Genomic DNA, 25,763 nt, shown 5'->3' with positions numbered 1-25,763 from the left:
GCCGGAAATTTATAATGGCGGGCTAATCGGATAAATCCTACATGCCTGAATCCTCCAGCCCGCGGGCGCCGAAGCAACCGGCGCCGCGCGCCAGCGACGCGGAAACGCCCGGGGAACAAGCCCGGAAAGACACCCGGGCCCGGCCCGAAGGCCGCTTGGCCGCGCCTCGTCCCGAACGGCCCGTTCCGGCCGTCACCTATCCCGAAGACCTGCCCGTCAGCGCGCGGCGGCAGGAGATCGCGCGCGCCATCGCCGGCCATCAGGTCGTGATCGTCAGCGGCGAGACCGGCTCGGGCAAGACCACCCAGCTGCCCAAGATCTGCCTGGAACTGGGCCGCGGCCGTCAGAAGATGATCGGCCACACGCAGCCGCGCCGCCTGGCGGCGACGTCGGTGGCCAAGCGTATCGCCGAGGAGCTGAACACGCCCATGGGCGAGGTTGTCGGTTACCAGGTGCGGTTCAACGACCGCACCGGTCCCAACGCGTCCATCAAGCTGATGACGGACGGCATCCTGCTGGCCGAATCGCAGCGCGATCCGCTCCTGCGCCGCTACGACACGATCATCATCGACGAGGCACACGAGCGCAGCCTGAACATCGATTTTCTGCTGGGCTACCTGAAGCAGCTTTTGCCGCGGCGCCCGGACCTCAAGCTCATCATCACCTCGGCCACCATCGATGCCGAGCGCTTTGCCAAGCACTTTGCCGCTTCGGAAGACAAGCCCGCGCCGGTCATCGAAGTCTCCGGCCGCCTGTATCCCGTCGAAGTGCGCTACCGGCCCGTGCGCGAAGAGCCCGCCGCCGACGACAACGCGCCCGCGCCCAACAAGGCCGGCCGCGACCGCGAGCGCATGTCGGGCGACGAAGAGCGCGACCTGATCGACGCCATCGTCGATGCCGTCGACGAATGCGCGCGGCATGGCCCTGGCGATGTGCTGGTGTTCCTGCCCGGCGAACGCGAAATCCGCGAATCGGCCGAAGCGCTGCGCAAGCGCCATCCTGCTGGCACGGAAGTCCTGCCGCTCTTTGCGCGGCTGTCGCAGGCCGAGCAGGAACAAATCTTCCGCCCGCGCGGCAACGCGCGGCGCATCGTGCTGGCCACCAACGTGGCCGAAACCTCGCTGACCGTGCCCGGCATCCGTTTCGTGGTCGACAGCGGGCTTGCCCGCATCAAGCGCTATTCCTGGCGCAACAAGGTCGAGCAGCTGCGCATCGAGCCCATCAGCCGCGCCTCGGCCAACCAGCGCGCCGGCCGGTGCGGGCGGGTGGGGCCGGGCGTCTGCATCCGGCTCTACGACGAGCTGGACTTCAACAACCGGGCCGCCTTCACCGATCCCGAAGTGCTGCGTTCGTCGCTGGCCTCCGTGATCCTGCGGATGAAGTCGCTCAAGCTTGACGACATCGAGCAGTTTCCGTTTGTCGAGGCGCCGCCGGGACGCGCGGTGGCCGACGGCTACCACCTCTTGCAGGAACTGGGCGCCATCGAGCTGGCGTCGGCGTCCGACCCCGACACGGATGCGGGCCGCACGGGCGCCTCGTTCGTCCTGACCCGCACCGGCGTCGAGCTGGCCAAGCTGCCGGTCGACCCGCGCATCGGCCGGATGATCCTGGCCGCGCGCGAACACCAATGCCTGGCCGAAATGCTGATCATCGCCTCGGCGCTGTCCGTGCAGGATCCGCGCGACCGCCCCATGCAGGAGCGCGAGGCCGCCGAGGCCGCGCACGCCAAGTTCGGCGATGACAAGTCCGAGTTCGTCTCGTTCCTGAAGCTGTGGCGCTGGTATGGCGAGCAGGTGCAGCACAAGGCCTCGCAGCGCAAGCTGGTGGGCCTCTTGCGGCAGAACTTCCTGTCGCCGATCCGACTGCGCGAATGGCACGACGTGCACACGCAGCTTGCGGCGCTGGTGGGCGAGCAGGGCTGGCGCGTCAACCAGTCCGAAGCCACGTATGAACAGTTGCACATGGCGCTCCTGTCCGGCTTGCTGGGCAACATCGGGTTCAAGAGCGACGAGGGCGGCAGCTACCTGGGCGCGCGGGATATCCGCTTCCACATCCATCCGGGTTCGCGCCTGGCCAAGAAGGCCGGCCGCTGGATCATGGCGGCCGAACTGGTCGAGACCACCCGTCTGTATGCGCGCTGCGTGGCGCGCATCGATCCGGTGTGGCTGGAGAAGGTCGGCGCGCACCTGATCCGCAAGAACTGGTCCGACCCGCGCTGGGAAAAGAAGGCCGGGCAGGTGGTGGCCAACGAGCGCGCCACGCTGTATGGCCTGGCCATCTACACCGGCCGGCGCATTCACTACGGCCGCGTGAACCCCACGCATGCGCGCGAACTCTTCATCCGCCAGGCGCTGGTGCCGGGCGAAATCGACACGCGCCTGCCATTCGTCGCGCACAACCGCAAGCTCATCGCGGGCATCGAAAAGCTGGAACACCAGACTCGCCGGCCGGACATCCTGGTCGACGACGAACTCATCTACGCGTTTTACGACCGGCAACTGCCGGCCGACATTTCGCAGACCGCGTCGCTGGAAAAGTGGGTAAGCGGCCTGGACAAGGCGGCCGCCGCCAAGCTGATGCTGACGCGCGACGAGCTGATGCGCCACGAGGCCGCCGGCGTCACGACCGATGTCTTCCCCAAGAAGGTGGAGTGGCAGGGCGTGTCGATGGCGCTGGACTACCACTTTGAACCCGGCTCGCCGCGAGACGGCGTCACGCTGTCGGTGCCGCTCTTCGCGCTGAACCAGATCGATCCCGCGCGCTGCGAGTGGCTGGTGCCCGGGATGCTGAAGGAAAAGGTGCACCTGCTGCTCAAGTCGTTGCCGCAGAAGCTGCGCCGCCATTGCGTGCCGCTACCCGACTACGCCGCCGGCTTCTACGACCGCTGGTTTGACCGGCAGGCCGATCCGCAGCAGGGACTGGTGGACGCGATCATCGCCGACATGTGGGATCAGGTGCAGGTGCGTCCGGCCGTGGGCGACTTCAAGCTCGAGACCTTGCCCGCGCATCTGTTCATGAACTTCCGCGTCGTGGATGAGCACGGCCGCATGCTGGCCGCCGGACGCAACCTGGCGCAACTGCGGGCCGAATTCGGCAAGCAGGCCCAGGCCACCTTCCAGCAGCTGGCGGCCAGCGACACCCAGATCGCGCAGGCGCTGGCGCACGAAAACCTGACTTCCTGGTCGTTCGGCCCCTTGCCCGAGATCATGGAGATCAAGCGCCGGGGCCAGTCCGTCATCGGCTATCCGGCGCTGGTGGACCGCGGCGCGCATTGCGACCTGGACGTCTTCGACGATCCGGACGAGGCACGCAAGCACCATCGCGCGGGTCTGCTCAAGCTCTTCCGGCTGGGCCTGCGCGAACAGGTCAAGTTCCTGGAAAAGAACCTGACCGATCTCACCAAGATCAGCATGCTGTACATGACGCTGGGCACGCAGGAAGAACTGCGCGACCAGATCATCGATTGCGCGCTGGGGCAGGCCTGCCTGGCCGAGCCGTGGCCGGTGAACGAACAGCAGTTCGAAGCGCGCCGCGCCGAGGGCAAGGGCCGGCTGGGCCTCTTGGCCCAGGAAGTCGCGCGGCTGGCCGGTGCGGTGCTGACGGAATACGCGGCGCTGCAGCGCAAGCTGCCGCAAGCCAAGCCGCATGCGGCGGCCTACGCAGACCTGCAGCAGCAGCTTGGTGCGCTGATGCCCAAGTGGTTCATCCGCGACACCCCGTACGCGCAGTTGTCGCACTTTCCGCGATACCTGAAGGCGGCGGTGGCGCGCATCGACAAGCTGCGCGCCGATCCCGCGCGGGATGCAAAGCTGGTGGCGGAAATGGCACCGCTGGTCACGCAGTACCAGCGGGCGCGGGCCGCGCTCAAGGGCGCGCCCGATCCCCGGCTGGACGAGTTCCGCTGGCTGCTCGAGGAATTGCGCGTGGCGCTTTTTGCGCAGGAGCTGCGCACGCCGATGCCCGTGTCGGTGAAACGCCTGATGAAAAGCTGGGAGTCCTTGCAGCGCTAGCCTGGGTGTCTGACACCCTGGAGCCGGCGCCCCGCCTGCCAGGGGCCCGCCCGGGTGTCAGACACCGGTGAGCATGCGGGATTACAGCGCCAGAAACCCGACGACCACCAAAGCGATCAGCCCGTACTTCGTGGCCTTGTACGCCGTGCGGTTCCACTTCTTGAACGCCTTGCGCTTCTGGTCGATCACCCAGTGCGCGTGGGTCAGCTTGTTGATGGCGCCGGTCTGGTCGCCGCCGTCGTTGGGCGAGCTGGCCGCGGACATGACCTTGCGGCCGAACCAGCGGTTGAAGGCCTCGGCCCAGCGCCACTTCAGCGGGCGTTCGACGTCGCAGAACAGGATGATCCGGTTCTGGTCCGTCTTGTTGTAGGCCTCGTGCACGTAGGTTTCGTCGAACACCACGCTTTCGCCATCGCGCCAGCTGTAGTGTTCGCCGTCCACGATGATGTGGCAGCCGTCGTCGTTGGGCGTGGCCAGGCCCAGGTGATAGCGCAGCGAGCCGGCGAACGGGTCGCGGTGCGGATTCAGTTGGCCGCCCGGGGGCAGTTCGGCAAACATGGCAGCCTTGACCTTGGGCAGGCCTTTCAGGATGGCGACAGTTTTGGGGCAAAGTTCTTCGGCCGACGGGTGGCGGGCGTCGTACCACTTCAGGTAAAAGCGCTTCCAGCCGTACTTGAAGAACGAGTTGAAGCCGATGTCGTTATGGGTGTCGGCCGCCTTGATCCGGCGAAGCTCGGCCATCTGCATGGCTTCCTCGCGGATCGTTTCCCAGTTGTCGTCCAGCACCTTCAGTTCGGCGATTTCGCTGGTGGTCAGGTAGGGGGTGGTGGGCACCCGCGACGTCAGGACCATGAACGCGTTGATTGGCGCCAGCAGCACCGAGTGGTCCAGCAGCTGCCGGCCCAGCGGCAGCTTGACGCGGCCGCGGAAGTGCGCGAACAGGATGGCGGCAAGCCAGATCCCGGGTATTAACCATTTCATAGGTAGATCTCGTCGTGCTACGGGGTGGTGCGTTATAGGGCGGTATTGTCCCACAAGCGGGCGACCGCAATCAGCCAGCAGGGCGCGCGGCCTGCCGGATTCTGATTCAAAGGATTGCCCTCTGGAGGTCGGCCGCTGGGTACAATTCCGCCATGTCCGAAGCCGTAACGACCCCGACCCCATTTGTTCACCTGCGCGTCCACTCCGAGTTTTCGGTTGTGGACGGCACGGTGCGTATTCCCGACCTCATCAAGCGTGTGGCCAAGCTGGGCCAGCCCGCCGTTGCCCTGACCGATCTGTCGAACCTGTTCGGACTGATCAAGTTCTACAAGGGCGCGCGCGGCGCGGGGGTCAAGCCCATCGCCGGCTGCGACGTCTGGATCTCCAACGACGAAGACCCCGCCAAGCCATTTCGCCTGCTGTTGCTGGTGCGCAACCACCAGGGCTATCTGAATCTCTGCGAACTGCTGTCCAAGGCCTTCCTGACGAACCAGGGCAAGGGCCGCGCGGAAATCCGCCGCGAATGGCTGCAAGGGCAGGCGGGCCTCATCGCCTTGTCCGGCGGACGGGCCGGCGACGTCGGGCAGGCGCTGGAGGCCGGCAATGCCGTCTCGGCGCTGGCCTTGGCTCGCCAGTGGGCGCTGATGTTCCCCGGCAGCTACTACATCGAATTGCAGCGCGCCGGCATGGACGGCGACGAAGGCTACTGCCAGGCCGCCATGCGGCTGGCCGCCGAAGCCGGCCTGCCGGTGGTCGCCACCCATCCCGTGCAGTTCCTGGATGAATTCGAATTCCAGGCCCATGAGGCCCGTGTCTGCATCGCCGAAGGCGAGATCCTGGCCAACCCGCGCCGCGTGCGGCGGTTCTCCAAAGAGCAGTACCTGCTCAGCTCCGAGGAAATGGCGCGCCGGTTCGCCGACGTGCCATCGGCGCTGGCCAATACGGTCGAAATCGCCAAGCGCTGCAACCTGAGCCTGGTGCTGGGCAAGCCGCGCCTGCCCAATTTCCCCACTCCGGATGGCGTGACGCTCGACGATTACCTGGTCCAGCTCTCCGAGCAGGGCCTGGAAAAGCGCATGGAGTTCCTGTTTCCGGACCCCGCCGAGCGCGAGTCCAAGCGCGAGCAGTATTACGAGCGGCTGCGCTGGGAGTGCAAGACCATCATCCAGATGGGCTTTCCCGGCTACTTCCTGATCGTGCAGGACTTCATCAACTGGGGTAAGAACAACGGCGTGCCGGTTGGACCGGGCCGGGGGTCGGGCGCCGGTTCGCTGGTGGCCTACGCGCTGGGCATCACTGACCTCGATCCCATCCGCTATGACCTGCTGTTCGAGCGCTTCCTGAATCCCGAGCGGGTCTCCATGCCCGACTTCGATATCGACTTCTGCCAGGACAACCGCGAACGGGTCATCGACTACGTCAAGGAAAAATACGGCCGGGCCGCCGTCAGCCAGATCGCGACCTTCGGCACGCTGGGCGCCAAGGCCGTGGTGCGCGACGCGGGCCGCGTGCTGGACATGCCCTACATGTTCTGCGATGGCCTGTCCAAGCTGATCCCGTTCAACCCGATGGATCCCTGGACGCTGGAGCGCACACTCAAGGACGAGCCCGCCTTCAAGGACCGCTACGAGCAGGAAGAAGAAGTCCGCTCGCTGGTCGACCTGGCCAAGCCGCTCGAAGGCCTGACCCGCAACATCGGCATGCACGCGGGCGGGGTGCTGATTGCACCCGGCAAGCTCACCGACTTCTGCCCGCTGTACTGCCAGCCGGGGCAGGAGAACAGCGCGGTCTCGCAGTTCGACAAGGACGACGTCGAGGCCGCGGGCCTGGTGAAGTTCGACTTCCTGGGGCTGCGCAACCTGACCATTCTGGACTGGGCCGTGCGCTACGTGCGCCAGTTCAACGCCGAAAAGCGCGACTTCGACGTCATGGCGCTGGCCCTGGACGATCCGGCGGCCTACAAGATCCTGTGCGACGCCAATACCACCGCGGTGTTCCAGCTTGAATCGCGCGGCATGAAAGAGCTACTCAAGAAGCTGCGGCCCAACACGTTCGAAGACATCATCGCCATGCTGGCCCTGTATCGTCCGGGGCCGCTGGAATCGGGCATGGTGGACGACTTCGTGAACCGCAAGCACGGGCGCGCGGCCGTCGATTATTTCCACCCGGACCTGGAAGCCACCCTGAAGAGCACCTACGGGGTCATCGTCTACCAGGAACAGGTGATGCTGATCTCGCAGATCATCGGGGGCTACTCGCTGGGCGGCGCCGACCTGCTGCGCCGGGCCATGGGCAAGAAAAAGCCCGAGGAAATGGCCAAGCACCGCGAACTGTTCGAACAGGGCGCCAAGGAAAAGGGCCACGATCCCGACCTGGCGGTCAAGCTTTTCGACCTGATGGAGAAGTTCGCCGGCTACGGCTTCAACAAGTCGCACTCGGCCGCATACGCGCTGATCTCCTACCAGACCGCCTGGCTGAAGGCCTACCACCCGACCGAGTTCCTGGCCGCCACCATGTCCTCCGACATGGACGACACCGACAAGGTCCAGATCTTCTGCCGCGACGCCCAGGACAACGGCGTCGAGGTGCTGCCGCCCGACGTCAACCACTCGGGCTACCGGTTCGAGCCCGTCGCCGACAAGCACACCGAAAAAGGCAAGCCGCCGCGCACGATGCGTTACGGGCTGGGCGCCGTCAAGGGCACGGGGCAGGGCGCGGTCGAAGACATCCTGCGCGCGCGCAAGGAAGGCGGCCCGTTCCTGAACCTGTTCGACTTCTGCCGCCGCGTCAGCAAGCAGGCCGTCAACCGCCGCACCATCGAAGCGCTGATCAAGGCCGGCGCGTTCGACACCATCGAGCCCAACCGCGCCGCCATGCTGGCTTCGGTGCCCACCGCCATGGAAGCGGCCGAGCAGGCCGCGCGCAGCGCCAACCAGGCCTCGCTCTTTGGCGACGACAGCGGCGACGTGGTCGCCGGCGAACTGGCCAAGGTTGCGCCCTGGGACCTGCACAAGAAGCTGACCGAAGAAAAATCCGCGCTGGGCTATTACTACAGCGGCCACCTGTTCGATGCGTGGCGCGACGAAGTGCGCCGCATCGTGCCGATGCAGCTTGCGCGTGTGGAACCCCAGCGCGACCTGCAATGGATGTGCGGCGTGCTGGCCAGCGTGCGCGTCATGATGACCCGCCGCGGCAAGATGGTCTTTGCCGTGCTGGACGACGGCACGGCGCAGGTCGAGATCTCGGTCTTCAACGAACTTTACGAGAAGCACCGCAACCGGCTGCGCGAAGACCAGCTAGTCATCGTGCAGGGCAAGGTCAGCAACGACGACTATTCCGGCGGCATGCGCATCGTCGCCGAACAGCTCTACGACCTGCAACTGGCGCGCGAGGCGCGCGCCAAGTCCCTGCGCGTCAAGCTCAACGGCACTGCCGATGCGGCCCGCCTGCGTCAGATGCTCAATCCCTTCCGCGCGGAACCCGAGAATGGCATTCCGGGCGTGCCGGTCGATATCGTCTACACGAAGAACAATTTCCTGTGCACGGTCAGGCTCGGGGAGGAATGGCGCGTGCGCATGGCCGACACGCTGCTGGCCAACCTGAACGATTGGACCAAGCCAGATGGCGTGGAGGTCACCTACTAATGATGCCCAGCCTGCGTATCGTGCATTCGGAAGCCGCCACCAGTTTCGGCGGACAGGAAGGACGTATCTTCAAGGAAATGCACGCGATGCGTGCGCGTGGGCATCACCTCGAGGCGATCTGCCAGCCACGCGCGCAACTGACGGAACGGCTGCGCGATGCCGGTTTCACGGTGCATGCCGTGGACATGGCCGGGCCGGTGAACTACCTGAAGGGTGTGGCCGCGGTCCGCAAGATCCTGAAGGCCGGGCGCTTTGACGTGCTCAATACCCACAGCCGGCGCGACACGGTCATCGCGGCCCTGGCCGGGCGCATGGCCGGCACGCCGCTCATCGTGCGCACCCGTCACCTGTCCAATCCGGTCGGGTCGATGTGGTCGTACACCGTCCTGCCGCATCGCGTCACGGCCGTCAGCGACCACGTGCGCAAGTACCTCATCACCCGCGGCGTCCCGCCCGAGAAGATCGCGACGGTGTATTCGCCTATTGTGCTGCCCGCGCCGGTCGAACATTCCACACTGCGTGGAGAACTCGGCCTGGCCGACGACGACGTCGTGGTGGGCTGCGTGGCCGTCATGCGCGCCACCAAGGGCCACAAGGACCTGATCGACGCCATCGCGCCGCTGATGGCCACGCGTCCAAAACTGCACCTGGTGTTCGTCGGCGCCGGATCGCCGGTCTTCGAGCAGACCCAGGCGTATGTGGCCGAGCGCGGACTGCAGGACCGCATCCATCTCATGGGCACGCGGCGCGACGTGCCCAATCTGCTGGCGGGATTCGATCTCTTTGCCTTGGCCACGCAGCAGGAAGCGTCCGGCACGGTCTTTGTGGAAGCGCAGGCCAGCGGCCTGCCCGTGATCGGCACGAACGTGGGCGGCGTGTCCGAAATGTTCCGGGACGGCGTGACGGGCTTTCTGGTCCCGCCCAAGGACCCGGCCGCATTGACCGCTGCGCTGGCGCGCCTGATCGACGACCCGGCGCAGCGCCGCACGATGGGCGAGGCCGGCCGCAAGATGGTCTGGGAAGAGGGCGTGTTTTCGCCCGCACGCCTGGCGGAAACCACGGAAGCCATCTACCTGCGCTGGCTGGCGGAGCGCCGCCCATGAATGCGCCCAATGTGCCGGTGCTGATGTACCACCATGTCACGCCGGCCGGCGGCATGATTGCCGCGACGCCCGACGTCTTCGAGGCGCAGATCTCGCGCCTGGCCCGCGCCGGCTACCAGTCGCTCACCACTGCCCAGTTTGCCGCCTATCTGGCCGGCGGCCCCGTACCCGAACGCGCCGTGCTCATCACGTTCGACGACGGCTACCTGAACAACTGGGTGCACGCGCATCCCGTCCTCGCCCGTCATGGCATGCGCGCGGTGTTGTTCACCATCACCGGCTGGATCGGCGACGGTCCCGTGCGGCCCCATGCGGGGCAGGGCGGCCCGCTGCCGCCCACGCCCGACCACCAGGCCTGCAAGGAACTCGTGGCGTCGGGCCGCGCCGACGAGGCAATGCTGCGCTGGAGCGAGATCGAGGCCATGCAGGCGGCCGGCACCTTCGAATTCCATTCCCACACCCACACGCACACCCGATGGGACAAGGTCTGCGGCGCGGATGCGAACGCCAAGCGCGAACACATCGCGCAGGATCTGCACGATTCGCGTGAAACCCTGATCCGCAGGCTGGGCGGCGTGAGCGACCACCTCTGCTGGCCGCAGGGCTATTTCGATGCCGATTACGTGGCCGCCGCCGGGCAGGCCGGTTTCCGGCACTTGTACACTACCGACCCTTTCGGCCAGAACGTTCCCGGCACGGATCCCGGTCACATCTACCGCTTCGCGGTGCGCAATCAGGGCGGGTCCTGGTTGAACCGCCGGATCTGGCTGTCGCGGGACCCCTTCTGGGGCCCGCGCTATCACGCCTGGAAAGCCTGGAAGAAGCGTCTTAGGAATCGCGGATGAAGTTATCAGTCATCATCATCACCAAGAACGAAGCGGCCAACCTTGCCGCCTGCCTGAAGTCCGTGTCGTTTGCCGACGAGTTCATCGTTGTGGATTCGGGCAGCACCGACGGCACCGTGGAATTGGCGCGGGCGTTGGGCGCGCGGGTCGAAGTCACCCCTGACTGGCCCGGCTTCGGTCCGCAAAAGAACCGCGCGCTGGATCTGGCGACGGGCGACTGGGTCCTGTCGATCGATGCTGACGAGCGCGTCACGCCCGAGCTGGCGCAGGAAATCCAGGACGTGCTGCGCGCGCCCAAGGCCGACGCCTACGAAATCGCGCGCCTGTCCAACTTCTGCGGCCGCGACATCCGCCATAGCGGCTGGTGGCCCGACTACGTGCTGCGGCTTTTCAAGCGCGGCACGGCGCGCTTCACGGATGCCGCCGTGCACGAACGCGTGGTGCCCGCCAATGGCCGGCCCCTGCAGTTGCGCGGCTATTTCAACCACTATCCGTACGACAACCTGGATGCGCTGATCAACAAGGTCAACCGGTATTCGTCCGACGCGGCCGCCATGATGTACGCCAAGGGCAAGCGCACGTCGGTCTTCGGCGCGTTGGGCCACGGCTTCTGGACCTTCGTGCGCATCTACCTGATCCGCCGCGGCTTCCTGGACGGCCGTCACGGGCTCGTACTTGCCGTGACAGCGGCGGCGGGCAGCTTCTTCCGTTACTCGAAGCTGATGTTCCTGGCAGAAAACAAAAAGTGAAGATCCTCTACACGAACTTCCATGCGGGCAACGGCGGGGGGCACGTCACCTACATCATCAACCTGGCCAAGGCGCTCGCCCGCGACCACGAGATCACGGTGGCGGTGCCGGAGACCAGCCGGCTGTACCGCTACGCCAAGGCCATCCCAGGCGTGAACGTGGTGGACATGCGCTACACGACGCGCCCGTCGTCCTGGTTCAAGGACCGCGCCCGGCTGCATCGCCTGATTGTCGAGGGCCAGTTCGACATCATCCACGCCAACGGTTCGGCCGATCACAAGCAGGTCATGCTGGCCACGCTGGGCATGCGGCGCCGGCCGCGCATCGTGTTCACCAAGCACAACGATCACCCGCTGACCAGCTTCGGGCACAAGCTGCGGGTGGCGCTGGCCACCGATCACGGCATCGCCGTCAGCGACTACATCCGCGGCATGATGGAGCTGTCCCCGTACCGCAAACGCCCCATCACGACCATCCGGCACGGCATCGATACGAATTTCTTTGCCCCGCCGCCGCCCGAAAGCCTGGACAAGCTGCGCGAACTCTTCTTTGGCGCGGACTGGCAAGGCAAGCTGCTGCTGGGCAGCGCGGGCGGCACCGATTACGACAAGGGCTGGCTGGACCTGGTGGCGGCCGCGGCCGCGCTGCCGCCGGCCGACAAGGCACGCATCTTGCTGATGGTGGCGGGCGATCCGCCCTCCGAGGCCAAGCTGGCGCGTGTGCGCGAGCTTGGCATGATCGATCAGGTGAAGTTTCCCGGGCTGCTCGATGACGTGCGCGCGGCGCTGGCGTCCTGCCACGCGGGATTCGTGCTGTCGTACCGCGAGGCGTTGTCCTTTGCCTGCCGCGAGATCATGGCGCTGGGACTGCCGGCGCTTGTCAGTGACGCGGGCGGTCTGCCGGAAAACGTAACAGACGGCGTGGATGGCTGGATCGTGCCCGTGCGCGACATCCCGGCCATGACCGCCAAGTTGCGATTCATGCTGGACAACCCGGAGGCGGTGCGCCTGATGGGCCACAAAGCGCGCGAGACCAGTTTGCGCGACTTCAACCTCGAGCGTTTCGCGGCTGCCACGGTGGATGTATACCAACGCACGCTCGCGGGACGCTGAGTCATATAATGTCGAGCTATGTCTATTCCAATCCTTATGTATCACCAGATCGGCGAGCCCAACCCCAAGGGCACGCCGTTTCGCGGGCTGACGGTACACCCCGATAGCTTTGCCCGCCAGATGCGCTGGATGAGCCGGCTTGGCTATCGCGGATTGTCCATGCGCGATGTCATGCCCTATGTGCGCGGCGAGCGTCAGGGCAAGGTCTTCGGCATCACGTTCGACGACGGTTTCCGCAATGTGCATCACAACGCGATGCCGGTACTGAGCGAATTGGGATTCACCGCCACCAATTATTTCGTGGCCCGGCAGTTCGACGGCGGCAACGTGTGGGACCTCGAAAAGGGGATCCCGTTTGCGCCGCTGATGACCGTGCAGGAAATGCGGGAATGGGCGCAGGCCGGCAACGAGGTCGGCTCGCACACGCTGGATCACGTCCACCTGCCCGAGCTGCCTGCCGAAGAAGCGCGGCGCCAGATCGTCCAGTCCAAGGACGAACTTGAACAGGCGCTGGGCGCGCCCGTCACCGCGTTCTGTTATCCGTATGGCGACCACGGCCCCGAGCATCAGGCCATGGCGCGCGAGGCCGGTTACGAGAACGCCACGCTCACCAAGCGCGGCCTGGCGGCGGCATCCGACGATCCCTTCGGACTGCCACGCGTGACCGTGGCGCGCTCCACCAATATCTTCCGATTCCTCCAGAAGTGCCTCACCCGGTATGAAGACAGCCGCCGGCGCTCCTGAACGCCGGCTTCGCATCGCGCTGTTGGTTGATCGCTTCGGCAACCGTTTCGGGGGGGCGGAGGCCTATGGCGTGGAGTTGATGCGTGTACTCGGCAAGCGCCACGACGTCTCCGTGGTCGCCCGCGATTTCGACAGCGACCTGCCGTTCGATTACCTGCCCGTGCGGTTTCCCGGCTGGCTGCCCAGCTGGACGCGGGTGCTGTATTTCGCCTGGCGCGCCGACCGCCTCACCCGCGGCCGCTTCGACATCGTCCATTCGCACATGAACGGCTGGGCGGGTGAAATCCAGGTCATGCACGTGACGCCGGTTCGCTACAACCGCATCACCCGGGTCACGCCGCTGCAGCGCCTGACGGCCTGGCTCAGCCCGCGGCTGGCCACCTACCTGCTGCTGGAAAAGCTGCGCGTGCGCAAGACGCCCCAGCGCCGCGTGGTGGCGGTATCGGGCCTCATCATGGACCAGCTGCACCGCAGCTACGGCGAAGAACTTGCGGTCGACATCATTGCCCCGGGCGTCAAGCTGCCCGCGCCCGACCGTAACGGGGGCCGCCAGGCCACACGCGCGCGCCTCGGCTGGGACGCGGACACGATCGGCTGTCTGCTGGTGGCGCGCAATCCGCTGCGCAAGGGCCTGCCCGCCTTGCTGGACGCGCTGGCGCTCTTGCCGCCGCGCTACCGGCTGCTGGTGGTCGGCGCCGACGAGCCCACGCGCGAGCGCGTGCGCGCCGCCGGAGACGTCGCCCGCCGCGTCACGCTGGTCGATCCCACCCCGGACGTCGCCCAGTATTTCAATGCGGCCGACATCTACACGCACCCGACCCTGAACGACAGCTACGGCATGGCGCCGCTGGAAGCCATGTCGCACGGTCTGCCGGTCATCGTCAGCTCGCCGGTCTATTGCGGCTTTGCGCAATACCTCACGGCGGGAACGGATGCGCTCATCCTGCAGGACCCGCGCGATGGCGCCCAATTGGCGCAGGCGCTGGAAAGCCTGGGTTCGGATCCGCAGTTGCGCGCGGCGCTGACGTCACGCGGCCTGGAAATCGCCCGCGACCAAAGCTGGGAAACCGTGGCCTCGCGCTACGAGGCCCTGTACGAACAGGTGCTGCTGGAGCGCCATTGAAAAACGGGGCGTCGAGCCCCGTTTTTCAATGGCAGGGCGCCGTCGCCCTTTCCAGGTCGGCCAGCCAGCGGATGGCGTGTTCGCGGTCGGGACCGCACATCTCGTGCTGGGGCTGCAGCCCCCCACAGAAGTCCGGGCGGGAAGGATCACCAAAGATCGCGCACCGCATGTCCGGCAGCAACTGAACACAGGGCACGCCTGCGGGCTTGCCCTGCGGCATGCCCGGAATGGGCCGCGTGATCGACGGCGCGATGCAGCAGGCGCCGCATTCCGAGCGGCACGCTGGCGCCGCGCCGGTCAGGCTCATACCCATCCGCGCAACCAGTACACAAAGAGGCCCGCGTATTCCTTCACGATCGAACGGCTGGCGTCGAACGTGCGTTCATCGGGCAGCCACAAGGACAGCGACCCGTCGGCCGGCTCCACGATCTGCGGCGGCGCGGGGGCGGCAATCACTTCCACGCCCTGCTTGGAAAAGGCCGCCATGGCGCGGGGCATGTGCAAGGCGGACGTGACCAGCAGCACCTTGCCGATGCCGCGCGCCTTGAGCTGGTCTTCGGTGAGCGTGGCGTTCTCATAGGTGGTGCGGCTGGCGTTTTCCAGGATCAGGGCCGACTCCGGAACGCCCTGCTGGCGGATCGCATGCGCCATTCCGCGCGCTTCGCTGACATCGCCTTCCAGCGCGCCGCCCGACAGCAGCACCTTGGGCGCGCGGCCGGCCAGATACAGCTCGGCCGCCGCGTCCACGCGCACGATGGCCGTGTCCTTGTCATAGGGCAGGAACCAATTGGCGCGGCCGTTGGCGGTATTGCCGCCCAGCACCACGATCGCGTCGGCCGTCGGCATCTCGGCGGCGGGCTTGTGCGGATAGCGGTTCTCCAGCGCGCCGCCCGCCCACAGCGACGTCGCCGGCAACGACCAGGCCAGCGCCCAGAGCAAGCCTGCCGCGACGAGCGTGAGGCCCGTCTTGCGAAGCCGGAACAGTCCCAGCACCAGGCCAAGGACCACCAGGGTGATGCACAAATTCAAGGGAATGATCAGATTCGTGAGATAGCTGGAAAAGGTCATTTCGAGACTGTCCTGATTACTGCGTACCATCCAGCAGGCGCTCGGCCTGCTGTGTTGCTTCTTCCTGCGACGGCCAGGCCTGGTCGCTGCCCAGGCACACCGCGCGCGGCGACCACGGGCCGGTGCGTTGCGGCTGTGTCACGCCGAACAGCGTCAACTGCCGCGCCGACGCCGCCGCCGCGACGTGCGACACGCCGGAATCGTTACAAATCACCAGCGCGGCCCGCGCGGTCAGCGCCGCAAAGGCGCCCAATCCCAGCGGGGGCAACAACTGAGCGGTCGGCGCATTGCGCCGGGCTTCGTCGGTTTCGGCCGGAGGGGGGCACATTACCACGGTATGGCCGCGGGCCTGCAGGGCGCGCGTCAGTGTATCGAATCCCGGCCACACCTTGATCCTGCCCTTGTGCAGGCCCGTGGCGGTGGGCGCAATCAGGACGAAGGGCCGGTCTTGCAGGCCGGCCTGGGCCAGGGCCTCGCCCGCCGCGCGTTCATGCGCCGCCGTCAGCGGCAGGTCCAGCGTCGGGCCGGGCTGGGCGGGACCGCTGGGCAGATTCCAGCGGATCAGGGCCTCGCGGGTCAGGTGATGCCAGGATTCGACGGCGTGCATCGGCTGGTCGGGTTTGGCGAACGGCCAGCGCAGCAGAAAGCTGCGGCCGTCGTCGCGGTACCCCGCCGACGGCACGCCGGCCAGCCGGAACACCAGCGCGCTGGACAGGGAATCCGGCAGCAGTAGCCCACGGGCGCGGCGGCCTTGCGCGCCCAGCCCGCGCCGGTGCGCGCTGACCGCCGCTCGGTCCGGCCCGACCTTGCCGCGCATGGGGACGAAATCCAGTTTGTCCACGCCATCGAGCAGGTCGCGGGCCCAGGGGCGGGCGCAGAGGACGAGGGGAAGGCCGCTTGCCGCGAGGGCGCGCAGGCTGGGCAGGCTCATGCAGACATCGCCCACCCAGTTGGGCAGGCGGACATACAGGCAACTGATATCGGACATGGAAGGGCGCACGGGCGCGGATAGGGCTAAGGGGCGGGGACGGCGCGCAGACGCGCAGCCGGTACAATCCTGGGCACAATTGTATGAAAAGCGAGTGATCCCTTTGAATTCTGCCGCACGGAATGCGCCAGCGGGCTCCCAGCCCGTCAAATCCGAACTCTGGACCCGGATCTACAGCCGGGTCGGTTCCTACTGGAAGGGCTTGCTGGCGGCCGTCCTCCTGATGGCAGGCGCCGCGGCCACGCAGCCCGTGCTGGCGGTCATCATGAAGCCCCTGCTGGACGGCGGCTTTTCAGGCGCCAAGCCGTATTACGTCTGGGCGCTGCCGCTGGCGGTCGTGGGCCTGATCCTGGTGCGCGGCATCTGCAACTTCTTCAGCGACTACCTGCTGGCCTGGGTGGCCAACAACGTGCTGCTGGGCATGCGGCGCGACATGTTCGAGCGCCTCCTGGGCCTGCCCGACGCCGACTTCAAGCGCGGCGACACCGGGCGCCTCTTGAACCGCTTCACCATCGACGCCGGCAACGTCACCGGCTACGCCACCGACGTCATCACCGTGCTGGTGCGCGAAACCCTGGTGGTCATCGCGCTGATCTGCGTGCTGCTGTACATGTCGTGGGTGCTGACGCTGATCATCCTGGTCATGCTCCCGGTCTCGGTCCTGATATCGCGCTTTTTCATCAAGCGCCTGCGCCGTATCAACCGCGAAACCGTCAACATGAACGCCGAGCTGACTCGTGTGGTCGGCGAAGGCATCGACGGCCAGCGCGTCATCAAGCTGTTCGACGGCTACGAGGTCGAACGCGGCCGCTTCGATTTCGTCAGCCGCCGCCTGCGCCGCTTTGCCATGCGCACGGCCACGGCCGATGCGGCGCTGACGCCCTTGACCCAGGTCTGCATCTCGATTTCCGTGGGCGCGGTCATCGCCGTGGCGCTCAGCCAGGCCAACAGCGGCTCGCTCACCGTGGGCAGCTTCGCGTCGTTCATGGCCGCGCTGGCCCAGATCTTCGACCCCATCAAGCGCCTGACCAACGTGGCCGCCCGCCTGCAAAAGATGCTGGTCTCGGCTGAAAGCGTGTTCACCCTGATCGACCAGATCCCGGAAAACGACACCGGCACCAAGGAACTGCCCGAGCCCGTGCGCGGCAAGGTCGAGTTCCGCAGCGTGTCGCATCGCTTCCCCGACGCCGACCGCGACACGGTCAATGGCATTTCCTTCGTGGTCGAACCCGGTCAGACCGTCGCCCTCGTGGGCCGCTCGGGCAGCGGCAAGACCACACTGGTCAACATGCTGCCCCGTTTCGTGCTGGCCGACAGCGGCCAGATCCTCGTGGACGACGTGCCCATCGATGAACTCACGCTGCGCAGCCTGCGCTCGCACCTGTCGCTTGTCAGTCAGGACGTCGTGCTGTTCGACGACACGATCGCCGCCAACGTCGGCTACGGCGCATTGGGCAAGTCCAGCGAGCAAAAGGTGCGCGATGCGCTGGCCGCCGCCAACCTGCTCGACTTCGTCGAAGGCCTGCCGCAAGGCATCAACACGCCCGTCGGCGAGAACGCCGCCCGCCTGTCTGGCGGCCAGCGCCAGCGTCTGGCCATCGCGCGCGCGCTCATCAAGAACGCGCCCATCCTGATCCTGGACGAAGCGACTTCGGCGTTGGACAACGAGTCCGAACGCCAGGTGCAGGCCTCCCTGGAACGCCTGATGAAGGGGCGCACCACGCTGGTCATCGCGCACCGCCTGTCCACCGTCCAGAACGCCGACCGCATCATCGTCCTGGACGCCGGCAAGATCGTCGAACAGGGGCCGCACGCGGAACTGCTGGCGGCCGACGGCCTGTACGCATCCCTCTACAAGATGCAGTTCCGGGAAGACTGAGCCAAACCGTACACGTCTTTCCCCAGCAGCCGCCCCTCGGGGCGGCTTTTCATTGCCGAAGTTCCTGTATGCCAATCCCGCGGTTTGCCGGAAAATGGCCCCAGCCTGCGCATAGCGGGCTGGGCGGCGTCCCAGGCGCTTCGGCCCGCCATGCAACCAGGAGCGCTCCATGGCCCTGCCTTCCGAAGGCAATCAAGTCCTCAACGTCGTCGTTCTGCTTGGCGCAGCGGTGATTGCCGTCCCCTTGTTCAAGCGTCTCGGGCTGGGTTCGGTCCTGGGCTATCTGGCGGCCGGCCTGGCGATTGGCCCGTTCGGCATCGGGTTTTTCACCGATCCCAAGTCCATCCTGCACGTCGCCGAACTGGGCGTGGTGATGTTTCTTTTCATCATCGGGCTGGAGATGCAGCCGTCGCGCCTCTGGAAGCTGCGCGGCGAAATCTTCGGGCTGGGCGTCGCGCAGGTGCTGGTTTGCGGTGCGCTGCTTACCGGCGTCGGATTGCTGGCCGGCCTGTCAGGCGCTGCGGCCTTCATGGCGGCGATGGGTTTCGTGCTTTCGTCCACGGCCATCGTGATGCAGATCCTGGCCGAGCGCGACGAGACCACCAGCGCGCAGGGCCAACGCATCGTCTCCATTCTCCTTCTCGAAGATCTGGCGATCGTCCCGCTGCTGGCGCTGGCCGCTTTGCTGGCTCCGGCCAGCAGCGGCAGCGAGGCCAATCCCTGGTGGCAGGCCGCCATTGCGCTCGGCTGCATTCTGGCGCTGCTGGCCGCGGGCCGGTGGCTGCTAAACCCGCTGTTCCGTCTTCTGGCCGCGGCGCATGCCCGCGAAGTGATGACCGCGGCCGCATTGCTCGTCGTGCTGGGCGCCGCGTTGCTGATGGAACTGGGCGGCCTGTCCATGGCCATGGGCGCATTCCTGGCCGGCGTGCTGCTGTCCGAGTCCACATTCCGCCATCAGCTCGAAGCCGATATCGAGCCGTTTCGAGGCATCCTGCTCGGCCTGTTCTTCCTGGGCGTGGGCATGTCGCTGGATCTCCTGGCGGTGGCGCGTGAATGGCCGCTCATCCTGGCGGGTGTCGTCGCGTTCATGGCGGTCAAATCCGTGGGCGTCTATATCGTGGCGCGCCTGCTGCGCGCCACCCATGCCGAAGCGATCACCCGTTGCGCGTTGCTGGCGCAAGGTGGCGAGTTTGCCTTCGTGCTGTACAGCGCAGCCGCTGACAAGGGCATCTTCGACGCGCATACGGGCGCGGTGCTGACCGCGGTCGTCATCATTTCCATGGCGCTCACCCCGCTGTGCGTCCTGGCCTTGCGCTGGCTCCTGCCCAAACCCAAGCCGTCCATGGATGGCGTGGACGTGGCCCGCGACCTGGACGGCTGCGCGCTGATTGTGGGATTTGGCCGTTTCGGTCAGATCGTGACGCAGGCGATGCTGGCCCGCGGGGTCAAGGTCTCGATCCTGGACATCGACACCGACGCGATCCGCGCCGCGGCAAAGTGGGGCGTGAAGGTGTATTACGGGGACGGTACGCGCGCCGACATGCTGCGTTCGGCGGGCGCCGAAAACGCCTGCGCCATCCTGGTGTGCATCGACGACCCACGCGCCGCCACCCACATGGTGCATCTCATCAAGTCCGAATTCCCGCTGGTGCGCGTGGTGGTGCGGGCCTATGACCGCATCCATTCGCTGGCGCTGGCCCGCGAAGGGGTGGATTTCCAGGTCCGCGAAACCCTGGAATCGGCGCTGGTCTTCGGCGAAGCTGCGTTGCGCGCCATCGGCGTGCCGCCCGACGAGGCCGAGGAGGTCATTCAGGACGTACGGCAACGCGACACCGAACGCTTTGAGCTCGAGGTGGCGGGCGGGCTGTTCGCCGGCCGCTCGCTGCTTTACGGCAATATGACGGGCCAACCGGATGGCATCAATGACCGGCCGGACCGCGAAACCGGCGACGCTGCGCCCAGTCCATCCGCCTGACGGCTATTTTTCGGCGTGCATTTCCGGATCTTTGCATTACTTTACGCATCATTTCATGCGCAAAATCAAGCAGCTAGGGTAGATTAGTCCGCAATGACGCTTCACTCAGGAAGCGCTTTTGCCAGGGGGCTGCCATGCTGCAAACGGACCGTAATTCGACTACGTCGCACGCCATCGGAATCGAGCTTGCCCGGCGTCAGGCCATGACGCTTCGTTGCGGATTCTCTGGCGTGCTCACCCGCCAATTGATGGCGCAGGCCGGTGGGGCAGGGCCCGCCTGGGCCATCAACGCCCACCGCGAAACCGACAAGGCGCGCGGGGCCAAGGCCTTCCCGTTCCGCATCGCCGCCGCCGCGCTGTCCTGAAGGCCCCGCCTCGGGCGCGCTGCGCCCGGCTCCTGTCTTTCTGCGCATGCCCGGGCGTCTTCCCGGGCTTCAATTCCCGTCACTTGCGCTGATCGCCGCCCCTGACTTTGGCGTCCAGGGCGGCGATGCCTTGCGCCTGGCATCGGACATCGGCATCATCATGCACAGCTTGCAGCTGAACTACGCCACCCCGACCGCCACCGCGAAGGAGCGCCGTATTGAAATCACGCGGGATCGTGCACCTTACGCTGTACGCGCTGGCCGGCATCGTCGCCATCGGTATCTGTACGGCAGCAGTCGCTCTGTTGTGGATGGACCGCCGCGTGACGTGGGATGCGGCCTACGTATCGGCCCGCAATCTGGCCAGCGTACTCTCGGCGGACATCGGCCGCACGTTGCATGTCTACGACCTGTCACTGCAGGGCGTGGTCGAGCGCCTGCAAGAGCCAGGCATCGCCGACCTCGAACCGGAATCCCGGCATCGCTTCCTCTTTGACCGTGCCGCCACCGCGGCGTATCTCGGCGCCATCGTCGTGCTCGACGCCCAAGGCAACATTCGGTACGACTCGCATGCCGCCACCCCGCCTGACGTCAATTTCGCGGACCGCGACTACTTCAAGGTGCACCAGGCCACGGACGACGTCGGTCTCTACGTCAGCCGGCCGTACCACAGCCGCCTGCGAAGCGGCGATGAAAGCATTGCGATCAGCCGGCGGATCTCCAACGCCGACGGCAGTTTCGCCGGCGTCGTTGCCGGCTCCCTGCGCATGGCGTACTTTCGCGATCGCTTTGCCGAGGTGTCCATCGGTCCGCACGACGCGATCACGGTCTTTCGCAACGACGGCGTCGTCCTATTGCGCAATCCTTATGCACGCGCCGACTTCGACAGCGACATCGACATGCCGCTCGACTTCCAGCAATACCTGATTGGCCGCGAGGGCGCATTTGTCGGCGTGCTGTCGCCCGATGGCGTCAATCGTCTCTATGCGTTCGACGCCATCGAGCGCACGCCGCTGGTGATCGACGTGGCGTTGGCCGTCGACGATCTGCTCGAACCCTGGGTGCGCCGCGCCGCCCTGGTCGTGCCCGTGACCTTGGCGCTCTTTGCATCGGTGATGGCGCAGATCGTCCTCTTTCGACGCGAGATGCGCTGGCGGCAGGCGTTCGAGGCGCAATTGGCGCGTCAGGCCCAGACGGATGGACTCACCGGCATCGCCAACCGGCGCACCTTCGACGAGGTGCTGGACCGGGAATGGGCGGCGGCGCGTCGCGATCGCGCGCCGCTCTCGCTGCTATTCCTGGATGCCGACCGCTTCAAGCTTTACAACGATCGCTATGGCCACCAGGAAGGCGACGCGCTGCTCAAGATGGTGGCGCTTGCGCTTCAGAACAAGGCTCGCCGGCCTCGCGATCTGGCAGCCCGCTACGGCGGCGAAGAGTTCGTGGTGCTGCTGCCCGACACGCGCCGCGAAAAGGCCCTGGTCATCGCCGAAAGTGTCCGGCGCGCGGTCGAGGACCTGGCCATTCCGCACGAAGACAACGAAGGCGGTATCGTCACCGTCAGCGTCGGCGTGGCCACGGTCGTGCCGCTAGGCGACAACGTCTCGTCCGCCCTTGTGGAGGCTGCCGATGCGGCCGTGTACCAGGCCAAGGCCGCGGGCCGCAATCGCGTCGCGTCGGCGCCGGCCTGATGAACGACATGGCAAGAAAAACCCCGCCGCACCTTTCGGTGACGGCGGGGCGATGCGTGGCGCAACGTGCTTGAGCGGTGCTTAGCGGCCCATGATCACGGCCTGCAGGCGTGTCTGCGCCTGCTGCACATTCTTGGCCTGCGCGTTCATCTCTTGCAGCAGCTTGTTCAGCTCGGCTTGCACGGCCGGATCGGTCACCGTCACGCTGTTGCCCGAGATCTCAATCTTCGACTTGTTCGCTTCCACGTAGTCGGCGATCTTCAGGGTGACGTCGTAGGTGGCGTTGATCTGCGGCAGCACGTCGCCAAAGGTGTCGGCCGGCAGGGTGATGGTCTTCTCGTAGGCCTTGTCGTACACGGCCTTCAGGTCCTCAGGCTGCTTGAGCTGAGCGTGAGCCGCGTCGGCCTTGGCGCGGTGCTCCTTCAGCGCCGCGTTCATGTCGTTCAGGCCAGCACGCACGGACTTCAAGTCCTCGCGGCGCGTGACGATATCGTTCACCGAGCGCACCTGACCCTTCTGCAGGATCCCCGACAGCGGCTTGACCGACGCATCCATGCCGGCATTGAAGTCGGTGATGATGGCGTAGTGGGCTGCGTAGTCGCCGAAGGACTTCTTTTCTTCCTCTGTCAGCTTCGGCACACGCACGCCCGGCTTGTCCACGATGCGCGTCTGCAGGAACTGCGTGAACGCCGCGCGCTGCTCGGGCTCCTTGTCGCCGCAGGCTGCCAGCATCAGCGGCAGGGCCGCGACCAGTACCAGGAACGGACGGAATAGGGACTTCATTGCAATGACCTCCGAATGACTAAGGGAAAAGCGCCGAGGCGGTAACCGACCCGGCAAAGCGCCCGCAGCTTATCGATAACCCTTACTTGTCGCCATCCGTTTCAGAAATCATTTCAAACGAATTGTTAAGTCACAAAATCCACACATATCGAGTTGAAGCCTGTCCGCGATTCGGGTATGGCTCCTCGTCCTCGCACGCGCGCAGAATGCGGACCTGGCGAAGAGCGGCCGCCAGCGCGGTTCACAGCACCAACGAAGGCATCGACGGCCGCGCAGACATATCGCCATTTCGGCCGCCCGATGGCCCCCATCCTGTCGCGCCCAAATGAAAAAAGCCGCGCTTGCAGGCGCGGCTCTTCCGTCGGTCCGATGACTAGGCATTCTTCTTATGCCGTCAAACGAGGATGATGTCGTACTTCTCCTGCGAATACGCCGCTTCCACTTCCAGCGACACGCGCTTGCCCACAAAGTCGCCCAGCATCGCCAAATGCTGGCTTTCCTCTTCCAGAAAAAGGTCCACCACTTCCTGCGAGGCAAGGATGCGAAACTCCTTGGGATTGAACTGCCGGGCCTCGCGCAGAATCTCGCGCAGGATTTCATAACAGACCGTGCGCGGTGTACGCACATTGCCGCGCGACTCGCACATGGGGCAGGGCTCGCAAAGCTGGTGCGCCAAAGAATCGCGGGTGCGCTTGCGCGTCATTTCCACCAGCCCCAACTGCGTGAATCCATTGACGGTCATGCGGGTCCGATCGCGCGACAACGCCTTCTTCAGCTCCGCGAGCACGGTGTCGCGATGTTCCTGTTCCTCCATGTCGATGAAGTCCAGGATCACGATTCCCCCCAGGTTGCGCAGGCGCAGCTGCCGCGCAATTGCCTGTGCCGCCTCAAGGTTCGTCTTGAAAATCGTGTCGTCGAAATTGCGGCCCCCCACAAACCCGCCGGTGTTGACGTCCACCGTGGTCAACGCCTCCGTCTGGTCAATGATCAGATAGCCGCCCGACTTCAGGTCCACCCGGCGCGACAGCGCGCGCGCAATCTCGTCATCCACGTTGGCGGTGTCGAACAGGGGGCGCTCGCCGCTGTAATGCTTGATGCGGTCAACCACCGACGGCGTGTACACACGCGCCCATTCCAGCATCGCGGCAGTCGTCGTGCGCGAATCCACCAGGATCGATCCGGTTTCGGGGCCGACCATGTCGCGCAATACGCGCTGGGCAAGCGTCAGGTCCTGGTGCAACAACGCGGGGGCGGGCTGGGTCCGAGCCGCCGCCTGGACACTCGTCCACAGCTTGCGCAAATATTCCACGTCGGCAGTCAGTTCCGCGTCGTTGGCGCCCTCGGCCTGCGTGCGCACGATGAACCCGCCTTTCTCGTCCGAGGGCATCAGCGCTTGCAGACGTTCGCGCAACTGGATGCGTTCGGACTCGGAATCGATCTTCTGCGAAATGCCGATGTGCGGATCGTGCGGCAGATACACCAGCATCCGTCCGGCCATGCTGATCTGCGTCGACAGCCGCGCGCCTTTGGTGCCGAGCGGATCCTTCACGACCTGCACCATGAGGGTCTGTCCCTCAAATATCAGCTTTTCGATTGGCGTCGGCGTCAAACCCTGGCTTCGCTCAGTGCGATTCTCGCGCAGGTCCGCAATATGAATGAACGCCGCCCGCTCCAGCCCAATGTCGATGAACGCACTCTGCATGCCGGGCAGCACCCGCACGACCCGACCCAGATAGATATTGCCGACGTGGCCCCGTTGGATGCTACGTTCGACGTGCAATTCCTGAACCGACCCCTGTTCCACCAGCGCAACGCGGGTTTCAAACGGGGTGACGTTGATCAGGATGTCTTCGCTCAGGGCGATCGCAGGGGGCATGAGGTATCTGTCTCCAATCAGATGCGGCGTACAGGCGAATAGTAAACGTACATACTAGTCCCACAAGCAGGGGCTGCCGCTATCTATATATAGGCGCGGCCAGTCACGGCCCGTGCCTCCTTCGACGGAGCAGGGCGTCGGCGCCAGCCTGACTGCCTTTCCATCAACAAATTTGAGACACTGGCATGACAGCCCAAAATTCTGTGCTATAGTCTCGCTCCTTCGCAGCTCAGACAGTTTTGAGACGCGAAGCCAAGCAAGTGCAACAGGTGGCGGGGCAACCCAATTTCACCTGCCGCAGCGGCAATCAGTAATGAGCGCCAAGCGGTTATTGCAAAGATCGACGCAAATCAGGCAGAAGCCAGTTGCAAGATCTGCAAAAATTGTGCTATAGTCTTGGGCTTGGCAGTTACTGAAAAATTAGGGTTTACCCTGAAGTTTCGATAGGTGCTAGGGCAGGGCGAAAGTCCTGGCGAGACCTGAAGAGGTCGCCGCAAGTAAGTGACGCAACTGCGTAAAGCAGAAAGCGAAGCTGACTTGACAAGCGATAAAAACTTCTTCATAATCTCGTTTCTCTGCTGCAACGAAAGCGACGACGCAAAAGCGAAGTTCGCCGAAGTTAAAGGCAGAAACCAGTAGTACAGAATTTAGCAGTACCGCTCTTTAACAACTAAACAACCGATAAGTGTGGGCGCTTGATGCGGGTGCAGCGATTGGGTTTCGGCCTTATCGCAAGCACAAGAAATCAAGTGCTCACTAGAAGTGAAGTACCTTAGACGTCAAGTTTAAGAACATACCTCACTTCCTTTGAGTAGCGACGTATGACC

General features: G+C 65.4%; 18 protein-coding genes. 12 read left to right on the top strand and 6 right to left on the bottom strand.

The genetic code is table 11. The features are described from left to right. Positions 1-41: 41 nt before the first annotated feature. Positions 42-4,010 carry an ATP-dependent RNA helicase HrpA gene (hrpA, locus tag HV786_RS14105; RefSeq protein WP_252870074.1) on the top strand — a complete coding sequence of 1,323 codons (3,969 nt, stop codon included), beginning with the start codon at positions 42-44 and terminating at the stop codon, positions 4,008-4,010. A gap of 81 nt (positions 4,011-4,091) precedes the next feature. Here hrpA and lpxO read toward each other — a convergent pair whose 3' ends face one another. Then, positions 4,092-4,991 (bottom strand): lipid A hydroxylase LpxO, encoded by a 900-nt coding sequence (gene lpxO / locus HV786_RS14100; protein WP_056320184.1) that lies wholly within the window; start codon positions 4,989-4,991, stop codon positions 4,092-4,094. 152 nt (positions 4,992-5,143) lie between these two features. Here lpxO and dnaE point away from each other — a divergent pair, with 152 nt between their 5' ends. From dnaE to HV786_RS14065, 7 genes are read left to right on the top strand one after another with little or no spacing between them, the layout of a single operon-like run. Next, positions 5,144-8,635, top strand: coding sequence for a DNA polymerase III subunit alpha (gene dnaE / locus HV786_RS14095; RefSeq protein ID WP_062838409.1), 3,492 nt, complete (start codon positions 5,144-5,146; stop codon positions 8,633-8,635). A gap of 2 nt (positions 8,636-8,637) precedes the next feature. Further along, positions 8,638-9,738 (top strand): glycosyltransferase family 4 protein, encoded by a 1,101-nt coding sequence (locus HV786_RS14090; RefSeq protein ID WP_128828386.1) that lies wholly within the window; start codon positions 8,638-8,640, stop codon positions 9,736-9,738. Continuing rightward, complete coding sequence (locus tag HV786_RS14085) at positions 9,735-10,583, top strand: polysaccharide deacetylase family protein (protein WP_128827902.1); 849 nt, start codon at positions 9,735-9,737, stop codon at positions 10,581-10,583. Before HV786_RS14090 ends, HV786_RS14085 begins: the two co-directional genes overlap by 4 nt. Beyond that, the gene (locus HV786_RS14080) at positions 10,580-11,332 is read left to right on the top strand and encodes a glycosyltransferase family 2 protein (protein ID WP_128827903.1); all 753 of its coding nucleotides are present in this window, start codon (positions 10,580-10,582) and stop codon (positions 11,330-11,332) included. Before HV786_RS14085 ends, HV786_RS14080 begins: the two co-directional genes overlap by 4 nt. Beyond that, on the top strand, positions 11,329-12,444 hold the full coding sequence (locus HV786_RS14075) for a glycosyltransferase (RefSeq protein WP_128827904.1): 1,116 nt from the start codon (positions 11,329-11,331) through the stop codon (positions 12,442-12,444). The genes HV786_RS14080 and HV786_RS14075 overlap by 4 nt, the downstream gene beginning before the upstream one ends. 18 nt (positions 12,445-12,462) lie before the next feature. Continuing rightward, on the top strand, positions 12,463-13,188 hold the full coding sequence (locus HV786_RS14070; protein ID WP_128827905.1) for a polysaccharide deacetylase family protein: 726 nt from the start codon (positions 12,463-12,465) through the stop codon (positions 13,186-13,188). Continuing rightward, entirely contained in the window at positions 13,163-14,311 is a 1,149-nt protein-coding gene (locus HV786_RS14065; protein WP_142049773.1) for a glycosyltransferase family 4 protein, read from the top strand. The genes HV786_RS14070 and HV786_RS14065 overlap by 26 nt, the downstream gene beginning before the upstream one ends. A gap of 25 nt (positions 14,312-14,336) precedes the next feature. Here the strand turns inward: HV786_RS14065 and HV786_RS14060 are convergent, their stop codons facing one another. Genes HV786_RS14060 through HV786_RS14050 form a run of 3 tightly spaced genes read right to left on the bottom strand, consistent with a single transcriptional unit; the run spans position 14,337 to position 16,367 of the window. Then, positions 14,337-14,618: a YkgJ family cysteine cluster protein gene (locus HV786_RS14060; protein WP_128827906.1), complete on the bottom strand. Its 282-nt coding sequence runs from the start codon at positions 14,616-14,618 to the stop codon at positions 14,337-14,339. Beyond that, on the bottom strand, positions 14,615-15,379 hold the full coding sequence (locus HV786_RS14055; RefSeq protein WP_056320205.1) for a YdcF family protein: 765 nt from the start codon (positions 15,377-15,379) through the stop codon (positions 14,615-14,617). The genes HV786_RS14060 and HV786_RS14055 overlap by 4 nt, the downstream gene beginning before the upstream one ends. Before the next feature lie 16 nt (positions 15,380-15,395). Next, positions 15,396-16,367, bottom strand: coding sequence for a glycosyltransferase family 9 protein (locus HV786_RS14050; protein WP_056320207.1), 972 nt, complete (start codon positions 16,365-16,367; stop codon positions 15,396-15,398). A 103-nt stretch (positions 16,368-16,470) separates the two neighbouring features. On the opposite strand from HV786_RS14050, the gene msbA reads away from it, so the two are divergent. From msbA to HV786_RS14030, 4 genes are all read left to right on the top strand, one after another. Continuing rightward, the gene (gene msbA / locus HV786_RS14045; RefSeq protein WP_062838403.1) at positions 16,471-18,246 is read left to right on the top strand and encodes a lipid A export permease/ATP-binding protein MsbA; all 1,776 of its coding nucleotides are present in this window, start codon (positions 16,471-16,473) and stop codon (positions 18,244-18,246) included. 169 nt (positions 18,247-18,415) lie between these two features. Beyond that, positions 18,416-20,221 carry a monovalent cation:proton antiporter-2 (CPA2) family protein gene (locus HV786_RS14040; protein ID WP_128827907.1) on the top strand — a complete coding sequence of 602 codons (1,806 nt, stop codon included), beginning with the start codon at positions 18,416-18,418 and terminating at the stop codon, positions 20,219-20,221. A gap of 134 nt (positions 20,222-20,355) precedes the next feature. Beyond that, the gene (locus HV786_RS14035; protein ID WP_062838401.1) at positions 20,356-20,586 is read left to right on the top strand and encodes a hypothetical protein; all 231 of its coding nucleotides are present in this window, start codon (positions 20,356-20,358) and stop codon (positions 20,584-20,586) included. A 218-nt stretch (positions 20,587-20,804) separates the two neighbouring features. After that, a complete protein-coding gene (locus tag HV786_RS14030; RefSeq protein ID WP_128827908.1) occupies positions 20,805-22,277 on the top strand; it encodes a GGDEF domain-containing protein in 1,473 nt (490 codons plus the stop codon). An 81-nt stretch (positions 22,278-22,358) separates the two neighbouring features. Here HV786_RS14030 and HV786_RS14025 read toward each other — a convergent pair whose 3' ends face one another. Beyond that, complete coding sequence (locus HV786_RS14025; protein ID WP_056320219.1) at positions 22,359-23,060, bottom strand: DUF3053 domain-containing protein; 702 nt, start codon at positions 23,058-23,060, stop codon at positions 22,359-22,361. Positions 23,061-23,454: 394 nt separating this feature from the next. Further along, positions 23,455-24,918, bottom strand: coding sequence for a ribonuclease G (rng, locus tag HV786_RS14020; protein WP_056320252.1), 1,464 nt, complete (start codon positions 24,916-24,918; stop codon positions 23,455-23,457). Between the last annotated feature and the right edge of the window lie 845 nt (positions 24,919-25,763).

This window comes from Achromobacter mucicolens (assembly GCF_902859725.1).
Classification (GTDB): Bacteria; Pseudomonadota; Gammaproteobacteria; order Burkholderiales; family Burkholderiaceae_B; genus Achromobacter; species Achromobacter mucicolens.
This window is presented reverse-complemented; position numbering and strand designations above follow the sequence as displayed.

What these genes read in the sequence shown, in the direction of transcription:
- hrpA (WP_252870074.1), top strand. Translation starts at nt 42, where the DNA reads ATGCCTGAATCCTCCAGCCCGCGGGCGCCGAAGCAACCGGCGCCGCGC.
- lpxO (WP_056320184.1), bottom strand. Translation starts at nt 4,991, where the DNA reads ATGAAATGGTTAATACCCGGGATCTGGCTTGCCGCCATCCTGTTCGCG.
- dnaE (WP_062838409.1), top strand. Translation starts at nt 5,144, where the DNA reads ATGTCCGAAGCCGTAACGACCCCGACCCCATTTGTTCACCTGCGCGTC.
- HV786_RS14090 (WP_128828386.1), top strand. Translation starts at nt 8,638, where the DNA reads ATGCCCAGCCTGCGTATCGTGCATTCGGAAGCCGCCACCAGTTTCGGC.
- HV786_RS14085 (WP_128827902.1), top strand. Translation starts at nt 9,735, where the DNA reads ATGAATGCGCCCAATGTGCCGGTGCTGATGTACCACCATGTCACGCCG.
- HV786_RS14080 (WP_128827903.1), top strand. Translation starts at nt 10,580, where the DNA reads ATGAAGTTATCAGTCATCATCATCACCAAGAACGAAGCGGCCAACCTT.
- HV786_RS14070 (WP_128827905.1), top strand. Translation starts at nt 12,463, where the DNA reads ATGTCTATTCCAATCCTTATGTATCACCAGATCGGCGAGCCCAACCCC.
- HV786_RS14065 (WP_142049773.1), top strand. Translation starts at nt 13,163, where the DNA reads ATGAAGACAGCCGCCGGCGCTCCTGAACGCCGGCTTCGCATCGCGCTG.
- HV786_RS14060 (WP_128827906.1), bottom strand. Translation starts at nt 14,618, where the DNA reads ATGAGCCTGACCGGCGCGGCGCCAGCGTGCCGCTCGGAATGCGGCGCC.
- HV786_RS14055 (WP_056320205.1), bottom strand. Translation starts at nt 15,379, where the DNA reads ATGACCTTTTCCAGCTATCTCACGAATCTGATCATTCCCTTGAATTTG.
- HV786_RS14050 (WP_056320207.1), bottom strand. Translation starts at nt 16,367, where the DNA reads ATGTCCGATATCAGTTGCCTGTATGTCCGCCTGCCCAACTGGGTGGGC.
- HV786_RS14040 (WP_128827907.1), top strand. Translation starts at nt 18,416, where the DNA reads ATGGCCCTGCCTTCCGAAGGCAATCAAGTCCTCAACGTCGTCGTTCTG.
- HV786_RS14035 (WP_062838401.1), top strand. Translation starts at nt 20,356, where the DNA reads ATGCTGCAAACGGACCGTAATTCGACTACGTCGCACGCCATCGGAATC.
- HV786_RS14025 (WP_056320219.1), bottom strand. Translation starts at nt 23,060, where the DNA reads ATGAAGTCCCTATTCCGTCCGTTCCTGGTACTGGTCGCGGCCCTGCCG.